The sequence below is a fragment of the Komagataeibacter nataicola genome (genome assembly GCF_003207795.1).
Classification (GTDB): Bacteria; Pseudomonadota; Alphaproteobacteria; order Acetobacterales; family Acetobacteraceae; genus Komagataeibacter; species Komagataeibacter nataicola.
The window spans coordinates 15,271-32,689 of record NZ_NIRT01000032.1; the positions used below are offsets into that span (position 1 = coordinate 15,271).

The 17,419-nt window shown below is 64.3% G+C and carries 14 protein-coding genes, 1 tRNA gene and 1 pseudogene; 11 read left to right on the top strand and 5 right to left on the bottom strand.

Going from position 1 to position 17,419, the window contains the following annotated elements:
* Positions 1-6: 6 nt before the first annotated feature.
* The 3 genes from CDI09_RS13815 to CDI09_RS13825 are packed head-to-tail and all read left to right on the top strand — an operon-like array spanning position 7 to position 3,534.
* Positions 7-735, top strand: a complete 729-nt coding sequence (locus tag CDI09_RS13815) for an RluA family pseudouridine synthase (RefSeq protein WP_249034032.1) — start codon at positions 7-9, stop codon at positions 733-735.
* Positions 717-2,828, top strand: coding sequence for a hypothetical protein (locus tag CDI09_RS13820; RefSeq protein ID WP_078525645.1), 2,112 nt, complete (start codon positions 717-719; stop codon positions 2,826-2,828). The genes CDI09_RS13815 and CDI09_RS13820 overlap by 19 nt, the downstream gene beginning before the upstream one ends.
* Before the next feature lie 34 nt (positions 2,829-2,862).
* Positions 2,863-3,534: a histidine phosphatase family protein gene (locus tag CDI09_RS13825; RefSeq protein WP_078525647.1), complete on the top strand. Its 672-nt coding sequence runs from the start codon at positions 2,863-2,865 to the stop codon at positions 3,532-3,534.
* 126 nt (positions 3,535-3,660) lie between these two features.
* Here CDI09_RS13825 and CDI09_RS18865 read toward each other — a convergent pair whose 3' ends face one another.
* Positions 3,661-3,783, bottom strand: coding sequence for a hypothetical protein (locus tag CDI09_RS18865; RefSeq protein WP_257788357.1), 123 nt, complete (start codon positions 3,781-3,783; stop codon positions 3,661-3,663).
* Positions 3,784-3,992: 209 nt separating this feature from the next.
* On the opposite strand from CDI09_RS18865, the gene CDI09_RS13830 reads away from it, so the two are divergent.
* Complete coding sequence (locus CDI09_RS13830) at positions 3,993-4,454, top strand: nucleoside deaminase (RefSeq protein ID WP_236944439.1); 462 nt, start codon at positions 3,993-3,995, stop codon at positions 4,452-4,454.
* A 122-nt stretch (positions 4,455-4,576) separates the two neighbouring features.
* Positions 4,577-6,145, top strand: a complete 1,569-nt coding sequence (locus CDI09_RS13835; protein WP_078525648.1) for a Do family serine endopeptidase — start codon at positions 4,577-4,579, stop codon at positions 6,143-6,145.
* Between the two features lie 169 nt (positions 6,146-6,314).
* Here CDI09_RS13835 and CDI09_RS13840 read toward each other — a convergent pair whose 3' ends face one another.
* Complete coding sequence (locus CDI09_RS13840; protein ID WP_078527891.1) at positions 6,315-7,619, bottom strand: MFS transporter; 1,305 nt, start codon at positions 7,617-7,619, stop codon at positions 6,315-6,317.
* Positions 7,620-7,892: 273 nt separating this feature from the next.
* Between CDI09_RS13840 and folD the strand changes: the two genes are divergently transcribed.
* Both folD and CDI09_RS13850 read left to right on the top strand, forming a co-directional pair.
* Entirely contained in the window at positions 7,893-8,807 is a 915-nt protein-coding gene (gene folD / locus CDI09_RS13845; protein WP_078527893.1) for a bifunctional methylenetetrahydrofolate dehydrogenase/methenyltetrahydrofolate cyclohydrolase FolD, read from the top strand.
* 18 nt (positions 8,808-8,825) lie between these two features.
* A complete protein-coding gene (locus CDI09_RS13850) occupies positions 8,826-9,584 on the top strand; it encodes a methylenetetrahydrofolate reductase (protein ID WP_078525650.1) in 759 nt (252 codons plus the stop codon).
* A gap of 76 nt (positions 9,585-9,660) precedes the next feature.
* Here CDI09_RS13850 and CDI09_RS13855 read toward each other — a convergent pair whose 3' ends face one another.
* The gene (locus CDI09_RS13855; protein WP_078525652.1) at positions 9,661-10,236 is read right to left on the bottom strand and encodes an NUDIX domain-containing protein; all 576 of its coding nucleotides are present in this window, start codon (positions 10,234-10,236) and stop codon (positions 9,661-9,663) included.
* A 212-nt stretch (positions 10,237-10,448) separates the two neighbouring features.
* On the opposite strand from CDI09_RS13855, the gene CDI09_RS13860 reads away from it, so the two are divergent.
* The 3 genes from CDI09_RS13860 to CDI09_RS13870 all read left to right on the top strand — a co-directional run bounded on the left by CDI09_RS13860 (position 10,449) and on the right by CDI09_RS13870 (position 12,404).
* A complete protein-coding gene (locus CDI09_RS13860; RefSeq protein ID WP_078525654.1) occupies positions 10,449-11,642 on the top strand; it encodes an MFS transporter in 1,194 nt (397 codons plus the stop codon).
* Between the two features lie 44 nt (positions 11,643-11,686).
* A complete protein-coding gene (locus CDI09_RS13865; RefSeq protein ID WP_078525656.1) occupies positions 11,687-12,271 on the top strand; it encodes an LOG family protein in 585 nt (194 codons plus the stop codon).
* 56 nt (positions 12,272-12,327) lie between these two features.
* Positions 12,328-12,404, top strand: a tRNA-Pro gene (locus CDI09_RS13870).
* 190 nt (positions 12,405-12,594) lie between these two features.
* On the opposite strand, the gene treF is transcribed toward CDI09_RS13870, so the two are convergent.
* Positions 12,595-14,871, bottom strand: a complete 2,277-nt coding sequence (treF, locus tag CDI09_RS13875) for an alpha,alpha-trehalase TreF (RefSeq protein ID WP_408884502.1) — start codon at positions 14,869-14,871, stop codon at positions 12,595-12,597.
* Positions 14,872-15,477: 606 nt separating this feature from the next.
* On the opposite strand from treF, the gene tldD reads away from it, so the two are divergent.
* Positions 15,478-16,938: a metalloprotease TldD gene (tldD, locus tag CDI09_RS13880; protein ID WP_078525658.1), complete on the top strand. Its 1,461-nt coding sequence runs from the start codon at positions 15,478-15,480 to the stop codon at positions 16,936-16,938.
* A gap of 393 nt (positions 16,939-17,331) precedes the next feature.
* Here the strand turns inward: tldD and CDI09_RS13885 are convergent.
* Positions 17,332-17,419, bottom strand: a pseudogene (locus tag CDI09_RS13885) (IS5/IS1182 family transposase); the annotation flags it as partial.

Sequence of the window (17,419 nt, forward strand, 5' to 3'; positions counted from 1 at the left end):
GCATCCATGCGGCCCACTGGCCCCCTGCCGTTCACGGTTCTGTACCGTGACAGCCGCTTCGTGGTGCTCGACAAGCCGCCGGGGCTGCCGGTCCATCCCGGCCGCGGGGGCGGGCCGAGCATCGAGGACTGGTTTCCCCTTCTGTCACGCCATCGCAACGGACCATGGCTGGCGCACCGGCTGGATCAGGATACGGCGGGCTGTCTGGTCGTGGCGCTGCGCAAGCAGGCGCTGGTGGCGGCACAGGCCTGTTTTGCCGCAGGCCAGGCCCACAAGACCTACTGGGCCATCGTGCATGGCATGCCTGATGGGCTGTCTGGCGTGGTTGCAGCCCCGCTTGGCCGTGTGGAAGAAGCCGGGCAGTGGCGCATGCAGGCCAATGTGAAGGGCGCACCGCCTGCGCGCACGCGGTGGCGGGTGCTGGGGCAGGGCAGGGATGCGGCGGGCGCGCCCATAAGCTGGCTGGAACTGGTGCTGGAAACCGGGCGCACCCATCAGGCCCGCGCGCATTGCGCCCTGATCGGCTGCCCCATACGGGGGGATGTGCGCTATGGCGCGCCCATGGCGGGGGCGCTACACCTCATGAGCCGCGGCATCATCCTGCCGCTTGACCCGCCCGTGCGGGCGCTGGCCTCCCCACCGGACCATATGCGCCGCATCATGGCCGAGGCGGGCTGGGTCATGCCGCCTGACAACGTGGAAAAGGAAACAGCACGGTGTTCGCCCATACTCTGACGCAGGAACTGCTGCGTGTTCTGGAACGGCCAGACCTGCGGGTGATCGCGGGCGCGCGGCGTATTGTGCTGGACCCGGTGCTTGAAGCCCCTTTCCGCATCCTGCCCGATGGGGGGATCGTGCTGGGCCTGCCGCTTCAGGGCAACCTGGAGCAGACGGCCTTCTTCCTGCGCCATGCGCTGGAACTTGCCGCCCTGCTGGAACGCGCACCCGGGCAGCCTTTTCATGCGGCCTTCTGCGCTGCCCGTACGGCGGCCCTGTTCTGGTACCTCGATACGGGCCGCGCCGACACGGATGCACCTGCCGCCTGGGTGCCCCTGATGGCCGGGCCCGACGTGCCCGACAGCGCCGCCCTGCACGCGATGTGGCCTGCTCTCGCCCCCTTGCAGCCAGCTCTTGCCGCGCTGCCGGTGGAGGCCGATTTCACGGCATTGCAGGGCGCGCTGGCTCTTTTATGGAAGCTGCTTGGCCCGATCGAGACCCTGATGGCCACCGGCGGCGATGCCCGGCTGGCGGTGGACCCGGCAACGGGGCTGAACCATTACGGCTGTTCGCACCGGCCCCGGCCATGGGCCATCACCTTTGCCTCGTCCACGGCCTCGTCACTGTCCGAGCGTGGCTTTGCCGGGGGCGAAACGGCCCGTCTCGCCCTTGTGGCGGGGGCATTGCAGGGCCAGGCGGAGGCGGCGGCGCAGGCCCAGGATGCCGATATACAGGCCCGCATCGCCAGCGCTTTTGGCCTGAGCGATGATGAAGGTGTCGTGCTGGCGCCGTCGGGCACGGATTGCGAACTCTATGCGCTGGCCCTTGCAGCGCTGGCCCCCGGTGGCCGCCCCGTCAGCAACATCCTTCTTGCCCCCGAGGAGACGGGCAGCGGCGTGCCCCTCGCCGCGCAGGGCCGCCATTTTGCCAATGACACCGCCCTCGGCCACGGCGTGACACGGGGTGCGCGCATTGCGGGCTTCCCTGATGATACGGTTGTGGCCAACGTGCCCATGCGCGATGGGGCGGGCCATGTCCGCGCGCTGCCGGAGGTGGATGCGCAAACCTGCGACCTGACGCATGAACTGCGCGCGGCAGGCCGCCATGTGCTGCTGCACCGGCTTGACCTGTCCAAGACCGGCCTGCTGGCGCCGGGGCTTGCGGCGCTGGAACAGGCGACTGCTCCGCTTGGCGCGGATGCGGATACCCGGCCCGACGTGGTGGTGGATGCCTGTCAGGCGCGGCTCGACCCGGCCCGGGTACGCGCCTATCTGGACATGGGCTGGATGGTGATGGTGACCGGCTCCAAATTCTTTACCGGGCCACCCTTCTGCGGGGCGCTGCTGCTGCCTGCCCGCGTGCGCCGCAGGCTTGACGGGCCCCGTGGCCTGCCCGCCGGGCTGGCGGATTACAGCTATCGGGCCGCCTGGCCCGCGGGCTGCGCGCGTGATGGCCTGCCGGCGGGGCACAATATCGGCCTTATCCTGCGCTGGCAGGCGGCACTGGCTGAAATAGCGGCGTTTGGCATCATACCCCGCACCGTGGTGCGCGACCGGCTGCGTAATTTCCTTGCCGCCGTAACGGCGCAGATCGCGGCCCGTCCCGTGCTGGAACTGCTGCCGTCTGTTGCGCCCGCCCGGCCCGGCCCCGATGAGGCATGGGACTGCCTGCCAACCATCATGAGCTTTTTTGTCCGCGCACCTGATAGCCCTGAAGGGGGCTTTCGCCCGCTGGCGGTGGCCGAGGCGCGGCAGCTCTATGCGTGGCTCAATACCGATCTTTCCGGCTGCATCCCTCCTGATGACGCTGATGCAGAGCTGGCTGCGGTGCTGTGCCATGTGGGTCAGCCGGTGCCGCTGGCCCATCCTGACCTGCCGGACGCACTGGCGGGCGCGCTGCGTATTTCAGCCGGTGCGCGGCTGGTTTCGGGCGAGCCCTCGCATGAGGGCATGGACCCGACCGAACGCCTGCACCGCGAGGCGCGCAATGTTGGGCGCATCCTTGACAAGATTGGCCTGATCCTGCGGCACTGGCCCCGCCTTGCCGCCATGGCCCCGGTGCAGACCTACCTGCCGCATGGCTGGCGCGCGCGTGCGATTCTGCCTGCCTGAATTTTTCCTGTTTTTCCCATGATGGATTTCCGGTGTGACGATACAGACCAACCACGGCAATTTTCTTGATACCCCGCAACTGGAGAAGGGGGTAACCCGCTTCTGGCTGATCCGCCATGCCCTGGTGGAGCAGAATGCTCGCATGCGGCTGTATGGGGCGATGGATGTGCCGCTCTGCCCCGACAGCCTCGTGGCGCAGCGCGGAATGTACGAAACACTGGCCCGCCGCCTGCCCAGCCCGGCCTTGTGGTTTACCTCGCCGCTGTCACGCACCCAGCATACCGCGCGCGCCATCCAGAAGGCCGGGTATGGCCCGCATGAATGGTGCGTGGAGCCTGACCTGACCGAACAGTCGATGGGCGAGTGGCATGGCATTACACATGATACGCTGCCCGACAGGCTGAGCCTGCCCGCCCATCCGTTCTGGTCGGTGGGGGCAACCGAACTGCCGCCGCAGGGCGAGAGCATGGTGCAGGTGTGCTCGCGCGTAGGGGCCTGCCTTGACCGCCTTGCCGCCGAGCATGAGGGGCAGGACATGGTGGTGGTCAGTCATGGCGGCGCCATTCGCGCGGCCCTGGCCCATGCCCTGCGCATTCACCCCGAAACGGCGCTGCATTTCTCCATCCAGAACCTGGCGCTGAGTGTGATCGAGCGCCTGCCGGAGGGGTGGCGCATCGTAACCGTGAACGACCTGCCGCTGCCCTGAATACAATATTGATCAAACAGAAGTTTCTGGATGCCGCCATTTTGCAAAATGGCGGCATTACTTGAAGCTTTTTAAAAGCATCTTCACCATAAAATTTTATATTTTACAGCGTTCTGCAAGAAATGCTTATTGCGGCGCACAGGTCAGCAGGCAGATCTCGGCAGGGCGTGCGATGGGGTGCAGGTCATTGGACGTAGCCAGACCTGCCACGATCGCGGCAGTTGCCAGAATGAGCGAAAGTGTATGCATGACCCTTTCCTCCGTGTGTGGGGTGACTGCGCTCCGATCTGTCGCGTGGCCGGTCAGGTGAGCGGCCTGTTTGCATGAGGCAGGGCGGCTGTAACGCCCGTCGCGTAAGCGGTTAACTGACAGGGCCGGGCACGGTTACGCCGGTCGCGGAAAAGTGGTGCCGTCGCACAACGCTGGCCCGTGGCGGTGGGGCTGGGTATCATGCGGGTATGACACGTCCGCTCCCGGCTTATTTCATGGATATCGCGATGGCGGAGGCACGGGCCGCGTCGCTGCGCGGTGAGGTGCCGGTGGGGGCTGCCCTTGCCGGGCCGCAGGGGCAGGTGCTCGCGCGCGCGGGCAACCGGGTGGAGGAATGGCATGACCCCTCCGCTCATGCCGAAATGCAGGTCATGCGGGCTGCGACGCGCCTGCGCGGTGGTCAGCGCCTGGCCGACTGCACGCTTTATGTCACGCTTGAGCCATGCCCCATGTGTGCGGCGGCGGCGGTACATTTTCGTATCGGCCGGATCGTGTTCGGCGCGTATGACCCCAAGGGTGGTGGCGTGGAGCATGGCCCGCGGGTATTCGCGCAGCCGCGCTGCCTGCACCGGCCCGAAACGGTGGGCGGCGTGCGCGAGCGCGAGGCCGGGGCGCTGTTACGGGATTTTTTTGCCCATAAGCGCGCCTAACCTATTTGTCATGCAACGGTATAACACGGGTTGGCTCTCTTGCGGCACAATGCAGGGAATGGGACTGTAATGCTCAGGCGGCCAGTCCCGCCCCGTTGTTTCGAGATTTCAGCAGGACCTCCATGCTCAGGGATGCCATGTCAGACGTAGTAAGGTCGAACACCCTTTCCTCCCGCCGGTTTCGCACGCGGTTGCTGGCCTCTCTGGTGGCCAGCACGGTTGTCGGGGCCGGGCTGGCCTGCGCACCTGTGGCGCGGGCCGATGAAACCGGGGTGATCCACCCCGATACCCAGATCCAGCAGCTCCCCAACTTCGTCAACCTGGTCAAGCAGGTCAAACCGGCAGTGGTCTCGATCACGGCCCGCATCAAGGATGCTGACACGGGCGAGGAAATGGGCGGCGGCATGCAGGGCGGCTTTCCGTTCCCGTTCCCGTTCCAGATGATGCCGCAGCAGGCGCACCACACGGTTGAGGCGCGTGGCTCGGGCTTTGTCATATCGCCCGATGGCTACGTCGTGACCAACAACCATGTGGTCAAGGGCGCAACCAAGGTCACGGTTACGCTGGATGACGGCACGGCGCTGCCCGCCAAGATCGTGGGCCGTGATTCCAAGACCGATATCGCCCTGCTCAAGGTCTCGCCCTCGGGCAAGCTGCGCTTTATCGAACTTGGTGACTCCGACAGGGTCGAGCCGGGCGAATGGGTGGTGGCCGTGGGCAACCCGTACGGCCTTGGCGGCACGGTCACGGCTGGCATCGTCTCCGCGCGCGGGCGTGATATCGGTGATGGCCCGTATGATTCCTTCATCCAGGTGGATGCGCCCATCAATCGCGGCAATTCCGGCGGTCCGCTGTTCACGCAGGATGGCAAGGTGGTAGGGGTGAACACCGCCATCCTCTCGCCCTCGGGCGGGTCGATCGGCATTGGCTTCGCCATTCCGTCAGATACCGTGAAGAACATTGTCGAGCAGCTTGAAAAGACCGGCCATGTCACGCGCGGCTATCTGGGTGTTACGGCGCAGGAAATCACGCCGTCCATGGCCAGCGCGCTGGGGCTGAAGCCTTCCGCCACGGGGGCTCCGGCCACCGGGGCGCTGGTGGCCAGTGTCAGCGCGGGCAGCCCGGCCGAGAAGGCAGGGCTGAAGGCTGGTGACGTGGTGACCCAGCTGAACGGGCAGAATATCGACACGCCCCATACGCTGGCGGTCAATGTGGCCTCCATTACGCCGGGCACCAAGGCATCGTTGTCCTACCTGCGTAACAACAAGCCGCAGACGGCAACCGTGCTGATTTCAAGCCTGGGCAAGGGCGGCACGGCCGATGGCACGGTGGGCGACAACGCGCATGATGCCGACAAGGGCCCCAAGCTGGGCGTAACCCTTGCCCCCCTTACGCCTGACCTGCGCCAGCAGCTCGGGCTGGAGGAAAGCGTGCGTGGCGTGGTGGTGAGCGACGTGCAGCCCGGCTCGGCTGCCGAGCAGGCCGGTATCCATGCTGGTGATGTCATTCAGGCAGTGGGTGAGGTGCCGGTTGAGAACCCGCGCGCCACCGTCTCGGCCATCAGGCAGGCTTTCCAGGCCAATCACTCGGTGCTGCTGCGTGTGGTGCGCAACGGGCAGAGCGTGTTCGTGGCGGTCAGCCCCAATGCCGATGATAACGATGCACCGACCGATGATGATGACGACCAGTAAGACCGGGTAGACCGGACGGACTGATATGAGGGCCGGGACAGTTCTGTTCCGGCCCTTTTGTGTGTGGGGATTATAGCGGGCAGGCCGGGTCAGCCAGAATCAGGTGAGGTCAAGCATCAAAAATCTGGCAGGATGCCTGGCTCACCCGATTACCGCGCCAGCAGGATGTTCATCTCCTGTCCCGCCAAGCCAGAAGGCAGAGCGCCTGCATGCAGACTGCTCCCAGTGGCAGCCACACAAAGCCCGCCGTAATCCACGCGCACAGGTCCGTTGGCTGCGCAACCCCACCCTCGATGTAATGGCCCTGTGACAGGAACTGCGCCAGAACGAAGCCGGTCAGTCCCATCGCCAGCTTCGTGATCCATGTATTGATCGAATACGCCAGACCGGCCGATCCGGTCGAGGTCCGCGGGTCACCATCATCCACGGCTTGTGCCAGCAAGGTGTAATACAGCGGGGACATCACGCCCTGGGCCAGTGCCAGAAGCGCTACGGACAGGAAAAAGCCTGTCATGGACGCACCCGCCAAAGCCATCGCCACATAGGCGGCTCCCTGTGCGATCAGGCATATGATCCCGCTGCGCACGGTCCCCATACGTCTGGCAAGCGGCAGGCACGCGGGCACGCCCGCAAACAGCAGCACAGTAATGAAGGTAATGATATTGGCGCCAAGCTGCTCCGTGCCACCAAGAACAATCCGGGCATAATACAGGGCAAACCCGAACAGGGCGGCCTGCCCCACGAAATAGAAGAATGCGAGCAGGTTGCTCAGCACCCAGTGCCGGTTTGCACAGAGGTGGCGCAGCGTTACCGTCAGGTTCTGTCGCACGGGCGCAGGCGGGTGCCGTACGGTGCAGCCGCGCGCCACGCACAGCCACAAAACACTGCCCAGAACCGACAGCGCCAGCACATAGACCGCCATGCCATACCGGTGCTGCATCGCGCTGTCGCCTCCGCCCAGCCAGGTAATGGCGGGAATGGTCAGCAGCGCTACAAGCAGCGACCCGGCCTGACAGCCCATCATGCGGAATGCATTGAGGCCAACCCGCTGTGTTGCGGAGCGGCTGATCATCACGGCCAGCGCACCATAGGGCGTATTGATGCAGGAATAGATGGCACCAAACACGATATAGGTTGCTCCCGCCCACACAACTTTTCCCGCAGGTGAAAGCGGCAGGGCCAGAAAGCACATGAAACCCGTCAGGCCGAAGGGAATGGCAAGGGAGCGGATCAGGCGCGGCACGATCAGGCCACCCATGCGGTCAATAACATAGCCAATGGCCGGATCGCAGAAGGCATCCACAACGCGGGCCACCAGCAGTATCCATGATACGGCAATCAGCGGCAGGCCATAGATATCCGTATAATAATACATCAGGTAGGATGACGTCATGCCCCACATCATGTTGGAGGCGGCATCACCACAACCGTAGGCCATCTTTTCTTTTACGGAAAGCGCCTGCCTGTTTTCCATCATCCTGCTTTCCATGAAATTCCGGGCCACGCCGCACGCTATCATGTGGCAGTGAAACGACAAGACGGGCCGGACACCATCGACCCATTGTCAGTCACCCTGTCCGCTTCAGGGAATAATGCCGGGGTGTCTTTTCATCTCCCCCTTTCCCGCCAGCACGGCACAAAGGCGGCTTTATAGGCTCCCGCCCAAAAAAAACGGCCCGCACTGATTGTCGGGGCAGGGCTTATTGCCGTATCTGCACGCATTGCATGTTCGTTTCCGGAGGGAATGATGACCGGTCCAGCACTATCCGATGCACAAGGGTCGTCTCGCGCGCGCCTGATTGATGGCAAGGGTTTCGCTGCCCGCCTCACACAGGATATCGCGGCCGATGTCAGCGCCTTTTATGAAAAGCACCACGTCACCCCCGGCCTCGCCGTGGTGCTGGTGGGCAATGACCCTGCAAGCGAGGTCTATGTGCGCAACAAGGCGCTCCAGACCCATCGCGCGGGCATGCGCTCGTTCATGCACATGCTGCCTTCCACCACCTCGCAGGAAGAACTGCTCGCCCTGATCGCACGGCTCAACGTCGATCCCGAGATCCATGGCATCCTCGTGCAGTTGCCGCTGCCCGCGGGCCTTGACCCCGTGGCCGTCACCAACGCCATAGCACCCGAAAAGGATGTGGACGGGCTGGGCGTGGTCAATGCAGGCCGCCTGGCGCTGGGGCTGCCGGGCATCGTGCCGTGCACCCCGCTGGGCTGCCTGCTGCTGCTGCGCCATTACGTGGGCGACATGCGCGGCAGGGATGCGCTGGTGATCGGGGCCTCGAACCTTGTGGGCCGCCCCATGGCCGAACTGCTGCTGCAGGAGGGCTGCACCGTAACCGTGGCGCATATCGACACGCGTGATACGGCGGCCCTGGCCCGTCAGGCCGATATCGTGGTGGTGGCGACCGGCGTGCGCGAACTGGTGCGCGGCGACTGGATTAAGCCCGGTGCTACGGTGATCGATGTTGGCATTTCGCGTGTCACGCTGCCTTCGGGCAAGACGCGGCTGGTGGGTGATGTGAAGTTTGACGAGGCTGTTGAACGCGCGGGCCTCATCACGCCCGTGCCCGGCGGCGTGGGGCCGATGACCATTGCCTGCCTGCTGCGCAACACCCTTGATGCCGCCCGCCTGATCGTGACAGGGCAGGCACGCTGAATACTGGAAACGAGCCTCATGACCCTGACTTCCGTTGAACTGATCCCGCGTGACGCGGAAACCCTGCTGCGTGATGCCAATGAAGTCGCCCGGCTGTTTCCTGATGCCGGGATGATCAATATTCCCGACCTGCTGCGCTTTCCGCTGCGCAGCTGGGAGGCGGCGCGGCTGGTGCGCCCGGTCTTCCCGCGCGTGGTGCCGCATATCCGCGCCATTGACATCGCCCCCGACGCGCCCCTGCCGGGCGCGGATGACCCGGGCCTGCGCGAAGTGCTGGTGGTCAAGGGCGATCCGCCATCGGACCTGCGCCACCGCACCTATCCCAACAGCAGCGAGAGCGTGATTGCGCGTTATCGCCGCGAGGCGCCGCATCTCGATGTCTATGCCGCGTTCGATCCGTATCGCCGCGCGCCGTATCAGGAAATGGAGGCCATCGCGCGCAAGAAGGAAGCTGGCGCCATCGGCTTCTTTACCCAGCCCATATTCGACCTGCCCATGCTTGACCTGTGCATGAACTGGCTGCACGGGGAAAACGTGTTCTGGGGCATCTCACCCGTGGTGGGGCCGAAATCGCGCTCGTACTGGGAGACGACGAACCACGTCATCTTCCCCCATGGGTTCGAGCCCACTTTTGAGGCCAACATTACCTTCGCCCGGCGGATGATGGATGTCGTGGCGCGCGCGGGTGGCAACACCTACCTCATGCCGCTGCGCGTCAACCTTGAGCGTTACCTCACGCCGCTGCGGCGTGACCGGGGCGTTTCAGACCAAGGTTAAAGTAGACGTTTCCGGATGCCGCCTTTTTTAAAAAAGGCGGCATTAAACCCTTTCAGGGTTCATGCGGCCCGGGCGTTCAGATCCAGCCCCGAGCGCGGATCAGGCCAAAGGCTGCAATCGTGACCATGCAGGTGATCCGCCCATCGAGGATCATCGCCTCCATCTCGGACAGGGGAACGGTGTGGCAGGTAATGTCCTCTTCCGTTTCCTCGCGCTGGTGGGCACCCTGTGTCAGCCCGGTGGCAAGAAAGGCACGACCCTTCTGGGTGGTGTAGCCCGCACCCTGATACAACAGCCCCGCATCGCGCATCTGTGTGGCGATCAGGCCGGTTTCCTCGCGCAGTTCACCACGCGCCACCGCGTCGGGTGTCGCGTCGGGGCGGTGTTCCCACATGCCCATGGGGAGTTCCCACATCCGCTTTTGTATGGGATAGCGGTACTGGCGGATCAGGGTGACGTGCGGGCCGTCCGGCCTCTCCCACAAGGGCAGGATCACGACAAAATCACCACGCTCCACCACGCCGTACAGCCCTTCACGGCCGTTTGGTCGCAGGATGATGTCCTCGCGCACGCGGGTCCAGGGGTTTTCATAGGCCGTGCGGGTGGAAAGCGTGGTGTAGCCGCCTGCATCGGGGGTGGGGCGTTGTGTCATGAAAGCTGTCTCCTTCGGGGCCGGTTGATGCGTTTGCATGCATCCTGCACGGGGCTGTGGTGCGGGAACGAATGGTTGCGGGTTGGTTTTTTCAGTTTTTTCCATAAGCCGTATCCGGCGTTGTGCCCAAGCTCTTTTGCGGGGCGGGAAATCAGGGTTGTCATGCGCGCCGGTGCGGTGCGTTCGTTTTCTATGGGGAGTGCAGGCATATCATGACCGGGCCGCAGGCATCATCGGCGTCACCGACACGGCGGATACTGCCCGTCGTGCTGTTCAATCTGCTGTGTTACATCGATATCGGCCTGCCAATGGCGGTTATCCCGGTTTTTGTGCATCAGGTGCTGGGCTACAACACCGTGCTCGCGGGGATGGCGGTCTCGGTCCAGTATCTCGCCACTTTCGCCTCGCGCGCCGGGGCCGGGCGGCAGACCGACCGGCGTGGCGCCAAGCCCTCGGTCATGGTGGGGCTGGGCATGTGCACGCTCTCGGGGCTGATGCTGCTGGCCTCGGGCGTGCTGCTGCATTTTGCCGCCCTGTCGATCTGCCTGCTGATCCTGAGCCGCGTGCTGCTGGGCATAGGCGAAAGCTGGACGGCGACTGGCGCGATCATGTGGAACATCGGCCGCGTGGGGGCAGGGCGCACCGCGCAGGTGATCTCATGGAATGGCGTGACCTCCTATGGCGGCATCGCCCTTGGCGCGCCGATCGGGCAGCTCCTGTCCGGCCTGCCCATGCCCTATGGGGGGCTGACGCTGGTGGGCGCGCTCTCGGCGGGGCTGACGCTGTTCGGTCTCGTGCTGGCGCGCCAGTATGCGCCGGTGCCGCCCGTGCCCGCCAAGGCGCCGCCCATGCCATTTAGGCAGGTGTTCATGCGCGTGCTGCCCCATGGCACGGTGCTGGCCTGCGGGTCGGTGGGGTTTGGCACCATTTCCGCCTGCCTGGCGCTGTTCTATGCCCATAACAACTGGAATGGCGCTGCCGTGGCGCTGGCCGGTTTCGGCCTGACCTTCGTGATGATGCGCTTCCTCTTCGCCCGCCAGATCGACCGCCGGGGCGGGTTGCAGGTCACCCTCATCTCCCTGCTGGTCGAAACGCTGGGCCTGGTCGTGCTGTGGCAGTGCTCGAGCGTGGGGGGGGCTGCCCTTGGCGCGGCGCTGACGGGGGCCGGGTTCTCGCTGGTGTTTCCCGCCATGGGGGTGCTGGCCGTGGGCCGCGTGGGGGCGGAAAACCGGGGGGCGGCCCTGGGGGCTTTTTCCGTGTTTCTTGATATTGCCGTGGGGCTGTCCGGCCCGCTGCTGGGGCTGGTGATCCAGACAATGGGCTACGGGGCGCTGTTTCTGGTCTCGGCCCTGTTTACGCTGGCAGGCGTGGGTGTCACCATGGCGTTGAAATTCCTGCCGCGCTGAAGGGCGCGGCGCGTGACCAACCTTGCGGGAGCTGAGCTGGATAGATGCGGATTTCATCTGTAGCGGTTTTTTGTGGATCACGTTTCGGCTCGCGGCCGGAATATGCAGCCCAGTCGCGCGCATTGGGCACGGCGCTGGGGCAGGCGGGCGTGCGGCTGGTCTATGGCGGCGGGCATGTCGGCCTCATGGGCACGGTGGCCGATGCCACGCTGGCGGCAGGTGGCGCGGTGACGGGGGTGATCCCGCGCTTTCTGCATTCACGCGAGATCATGCATGAAGGCGTGACCGACCTGACCGTGACCGAAAGCATGCATGACCGCAAGGCGCGCATGTTTGCGTGCTCGGATGCCTTTGTGGTCATGCCCGGCGGCCTGGGCACGTTTGACGAGACGATCGAGATCATGACCTGGCGGCAGCTGCGCCAGCATGACAAGCCGATCTATATCGTCAACATCGCAGGCTGGGCCGACCCGCTGCTGGCCATGATCGATGCCTGTATCGAGGATGGATTCGCCTCACCAAGTGCCCGCGACCTGTTTGCGGTGGTGCCGGACGTGGCAACCCTTATGGCCGTTCTTGCCGCCCTTCCGGCACCCACAGGTGCGCGTGATACGGTGACGACGTTGTAAAACTTTTCATCTATCCCCTTGCGCAAAAGGGAGCAGGCTAGTATAGCCGCCTGCAACGGAGTGTAGCTCAGCCTGGTAGAGCACTGTGTTCGGGACGCAGGGGCCGGAGGTTCGAATCCTCTCACTCCGACCAGATTTGCAGGCCGGTTGCCCTTGGGTGACCGGCCTGTTTTCATATCTCACCAAATAATAAAAGTTTCTGGGTGCCGGCTTTTTTCAAAAAGGCGGTGTTCGTGACGCTTGCTGAAAAAACCTTCACCAGAACCGTCCTTGTGGTTCTCATGAAAAAAGGGGGAAGACCGGCTGGTCTTCCCCCTGTGTTTTTACGGCTGGGCCGGTTGTGACGGTGTGGCCGGGCTCGTGGGCGCGGCCTGCTGGTTTGCAGGTGCTGTCGCATCACTGGCCGGGGCGTTGGCCGGTGCCGCCGGTTGGGTTGCCGCGGGCGGCGTGCTGGCTTCAGGGGCCGTGGACGGCGCGGGCTGGCTGGCCACAGGCGTGGCGGGTGCCGCTGGGGCAGGCTGTGAAGTCGGTGCTGCCGGTGCTGCGGCCTGTGCCGGGGTAGCATTCGCCGCGGGTGCTTCAGTCGGCGGCGTGGTTGGGGCTGTCGCCTCCGTGGCCGATGGGCGGGGTGGCATTTCGGTAGTCGGGATCGGCGCGCTGGCGCCCACGCTTGAAACCTGCGGCAGCGTGGGGGTGGGGGCCACCGGGCGCGGGGTAAGCGTTACGGTTGGCTGGGTGTAGCGGTTCAGCGCATCGGCATCGCTCTGCACGCCATAGGCATTCATGGGCGGCAGGGGCTGGGGCGAGGGCTGATCCGCCGCCGGGTTGCGGTCAAGCACCACGCGGGTGTTTTGTGGGTAGCGGTTCATCAGGCCGAGCAGCGTGCCGTTGGTCCAGCCAAAGCCGATCTGCATCGGGTATTCGCCGCCGCCCTTGCCGCCCTTGGGGCTGATATAGGGATTGACCACGTCATATTTTTCCAGCAGCACGCCGGATTTTTCGTAGGTGCCGATCACGCGGCCCATCCAGCGGGCCGCGATGTCGCTGGCCAGCTGGTCATAGCCATACTGGTTCAGGCCCTTTACCGCCATCCACTGCAGCGGGGCCCAGCCATTGGGGGCGTCCCACTGCTGGCCGCTATTGGTGCGCTCTGTGGCGATCAGGCCGCCCACCTTGAGCAGGTTCTTGCGCACGGTTTCGGATACGGCCTTGGCCTGCTCGGGCGTTGCCATCTGCAGGAACAGCGGCACGACCGTCGCACCTGACAGGATGGAGGTCGATTCGCCCTTTTTCCAATCATAATCGATATAGGCCGCGCGGCGCTCATCCCACAGGATACGCTGTGCGGCACTGATGCGTTCTTCGGCAAGGTGGGCGTAACGGGCCGCTTCTTCCTTGTTGCCCTTCAGGTCATAGGCGTGGGCCAGGGTCTGCTGCAGGTGCGGGATGAGGAAGTTGAGCTCCACGGTCAGCAGTTCCGTGGTGTGGATGGTGGAGAGCGTATGCCCGTCCGCCAGCCAGCGCGAGCTGAAGTCCCATCCGGTTTCGGAACCTGCGCGGAGGTCGCGGTACACCTCGTTCTTGGGGCGGCCGGACTCGGCGGCCGTGGCGATGTCCTGCGGGTAGCTTTCATCGCGCGGGGTGTCGCGGTCATCCCAGTGGCGGTTCATGATCGTGCCATCGGGCAGGCGCACCACGTGTCGGTAGGCCCCGCCGGGGGCTACGGAATCCTGTCCGTCCATCCAGTAGTCGTATTCCGCCTGCAACTCGGGCAGGAAGGTGGTGTAGGCCACCTGCCCGTCATGCATGGCCAGCAGATCGACCATCAGCGAGAAGAACGGCGCCTGCGACCGGCTGAGGTAATAGGTGCGGCTGCCGTTGGGGATATGGCCGTACCGGTCGATCATCGAAGCCATGTCGCGCACCATGTCGCGCATGAGGTCGATCTTCTGGTTTTCGTACAAGCCGATCATGGTGAAGTAGCTGTCCCAGTAATACAGTTCACTGAAACGGCCACCGGGCACCACATAGGTGAAGGGCAGGGGCAGCTGCGAGGAATAGGCCACCTGCGTGTCGGGCGGGCGGCTGAGCACTTCCCACATGCCCACGATGTAGTCGCGCACGTTCTCATCGGGCGTGCGCTGGTAGGAGACGGTCTTGCGCTCGGGCAGCGTGAAGTGCTGGGCCACGAAATCCTTGAGCGAGAAATCGGGGCGCTGGCGGGCGAGGTTGTACTGCGCCATGAGGTCGGCGGGCGCTTCATCGGGCACGGCGTCGGCTGCGGTCTTGGCGTCGGTATAGATATGCGCCTCGCCAATGGCCTGGAACAGGCCGTCAAGCGCGATCGAGGGCGGGCGCAGGTCCTGGGCCAGGGCAGCAGGCGCTGCCGCGTCAGACAGCAGGGCATCGGCTGGCGGGACCGGGCTGCTGCCGCTTGAGGCCGGGCCATCCTTGTGCATGGTCTGGGCGGGCTGGGTGCCTGGCGGGGTGGCGTCTGCATGGTCGGCACTGCTGCCGCCCGGCGTGGCCGTGGGCGGGCTGGCCGGGGCGCCGCCTTGGGGCGGCGCGGCGGGCGTGGGCGCGCCACCGCCTGCGGGCATGGGCGCTGTGGCGTTGTCCGGCGTGGGGCTTGCGGATGGCGTGGTGGTGGCTGGTGCAGGTGGCATGCTTCCGCTCCCCGAAAGCGGTTCGGGCGTTGGCACCGAATAGATCTGCTCCCCCGCCGTGTCCGGGCTGGCGGCGGGCGCAGGGGCCGACGGTGCCGCTGCTGTCCGTTCCGTGCCGGTGGGCGCGGACGGGATGGCAGCGGGAGTCTGGACGGCAGGCGTGGCCTGTGTGGAATCAGGCGCTGTCTGGGCCAGGGCGGGCGTGCCCGCATAAAGAATGCTGGCCAGCACGAGCCCGGCCTGGCGGGGCGCGGACCGGGACAGGTTTGAACCGCACAGGAGTAAAACTTTCACGAGACGCCAATTCTCCAGATAATAAAAAGACAAATATGATCCGTGCAACATGCCCTGCCTTGCCTGCCTACCACAAAGGGAAACCATGTAGATGGAGGGAAGTTCATTTTCAGGCATGGTGGCTGTCATGAACATGTCCCTGCTTTTCCATAGGGTACAAATCCGGCTATGCTATGTGCCCTCCCGGCCTGCGCGGCCCGAGCGTTCGTGTTTTTTCCTGTTCCGCCAAACCGGAGTCGTTCTTTCATGCCCTCATCCCTTCAGGGTCTCACCCCGCTGGCCGCAACTGATGCCCTGTTCTTTGAACGCGCCGGTGCCCGCCTTGGCCGCCCCGATGCCGAGCGCCTCGTGCAGCAGGCGCTCGAGGGAATGGATGATGGCGAGCTTTTCCTGGAATATCGTGAAAGCGAGGGCATTTCGCTTGATGAAGGCGTCATCCGCTCTGCCACCTTCGATACATCATCAGGCTTCGGCCTGCGCGCGGTGCTGGAGGCGGAAACCGGCTTCGCCCATTCCGATGAGATCAGTGAAAGCGCGATCCGCCGCGCGGCCGAGACCGTAAGCCAGGTGCGCGCGGGCCGTTCGGGCACGCTGGCCGCAGGCCCCCGTTCAACCAACCATCGCCTCTATCCCGACATCAACCCGCTGGCGGAGGGTGAATTCGCGTCGCGCGCGGCCATGCTGTCGGAGCTTGATGCCTATGCCCGCGCGCGTGATCCGCGCGTGGTGCAGGTGATGGCCTCGATCTCGGCGGAGTGGCAGGCCATCCAGATCCTGCGGCCCGACGGGCAGCGCATGGCCGATATCCGCCCGCTGGTGCGCCTGAACGTATCGGTGGTGGTGGAGCAGGACGGGCGGCGCGAGAGCGGCGGCCACGGGTTAGGCGGTCGTTATTCCTACAGCCGCCTGCTGGCTCAGGACGTGTGGAAGAATGCGGTGGACGAAGCGCTGCGCATGGCGCTGGTCAACCTGGACGCCCGCCCGGCCCCTGCGGGCGAGATGGAGGTGGTGCTGGGCGCGGGCTGGCCCGGAATCCTGCTGCACGAGGCCGTGGGCCACGGGCTGGAAGGGGATTTCAACCGCAAGGGCACGTCCGCCTTCGCCGGGCTGATGGGCCAGCGCGTGGCCGCCCCCGGTGTGACCGTGGTGGATGATGGCACGCTCCCCGAGCGGCGCGGCAGTCTGACCATTGATGATGAAGGCACGCCCACCGGGCGCACGGTCATGATCGAGGATGGCATCCTGACCGGCTACCTGCAGGACCGCCTCAACGCCCGCCTGATGGGGGTTGCCCCCACCGGCAATGGCCGCCGCCAGTCTTACGCCCACGCGCCTATGCCGCGCATGACCAACACCATCATGCTCGGTGGCGATGCTACGACCGAGGACATGATCCGCAGCACGAAACGCGGGCTGTATGCCGTTAATTTTGGCGGCGGGCAGGTGGATATTACCTCGGGCAAGTTCGTGTTCGCCGCATCCGAGGCCTACATGATCGAGGACGGCAAGATCACATCTCCCGTGCGTGGCGCTACCCTGATCGGCAATGGCGCGGATGCCATGACCAAGGTGACCATGATTGGCGGTGAACCCGCCCTTGACCCCGGTATTGGCACCTGCGGCAAGTCCGGGCAGGGCGTGCCGGTGGGCGTGGGCCAGCCCACCCTTAAAATGACCGGCCTGACTGTGGGCGGCACGGGCGGCTGAGGAAGTGATAGCCACCTGTATTTTCAACAGGTTGTTTGAAAAACAACCTGTTGATGGGAAATAACGAAAGTTTTTGCGGGCAACCTCCCGGGACCAGGCATTCAGGGTAGTAAGAGGCTGTTTGAAACGTTAGGCTCAATAATATTCTGAAATTATAAAAGTTTTTGGTGAAGCTTTTTTCAAAAAGCTTCAGAAGACACCGCCTTTTTGGAAAAAAGACGACACCAAAAAACTTTTCTTATTTTGTATCAATGATTTGTTTTCAAACAATTTCAGATGCATTTGACTACATTTATTTCTGGCCGGTTGATAGAGTCGGCCAGATTATTCAGTCGTGAAGCTGCCCTGCATAAAGGGAAGAGAATTAAGGGAATTTCTTTCTAGGCTCAGGACTCATAGCCAGAAGATGACGGTTGCAGCGAGGCAGATGGCTGAGAAGAAGACGTTCGGGCATCTGTCATAGCGTGTTGCGACCCGCCGC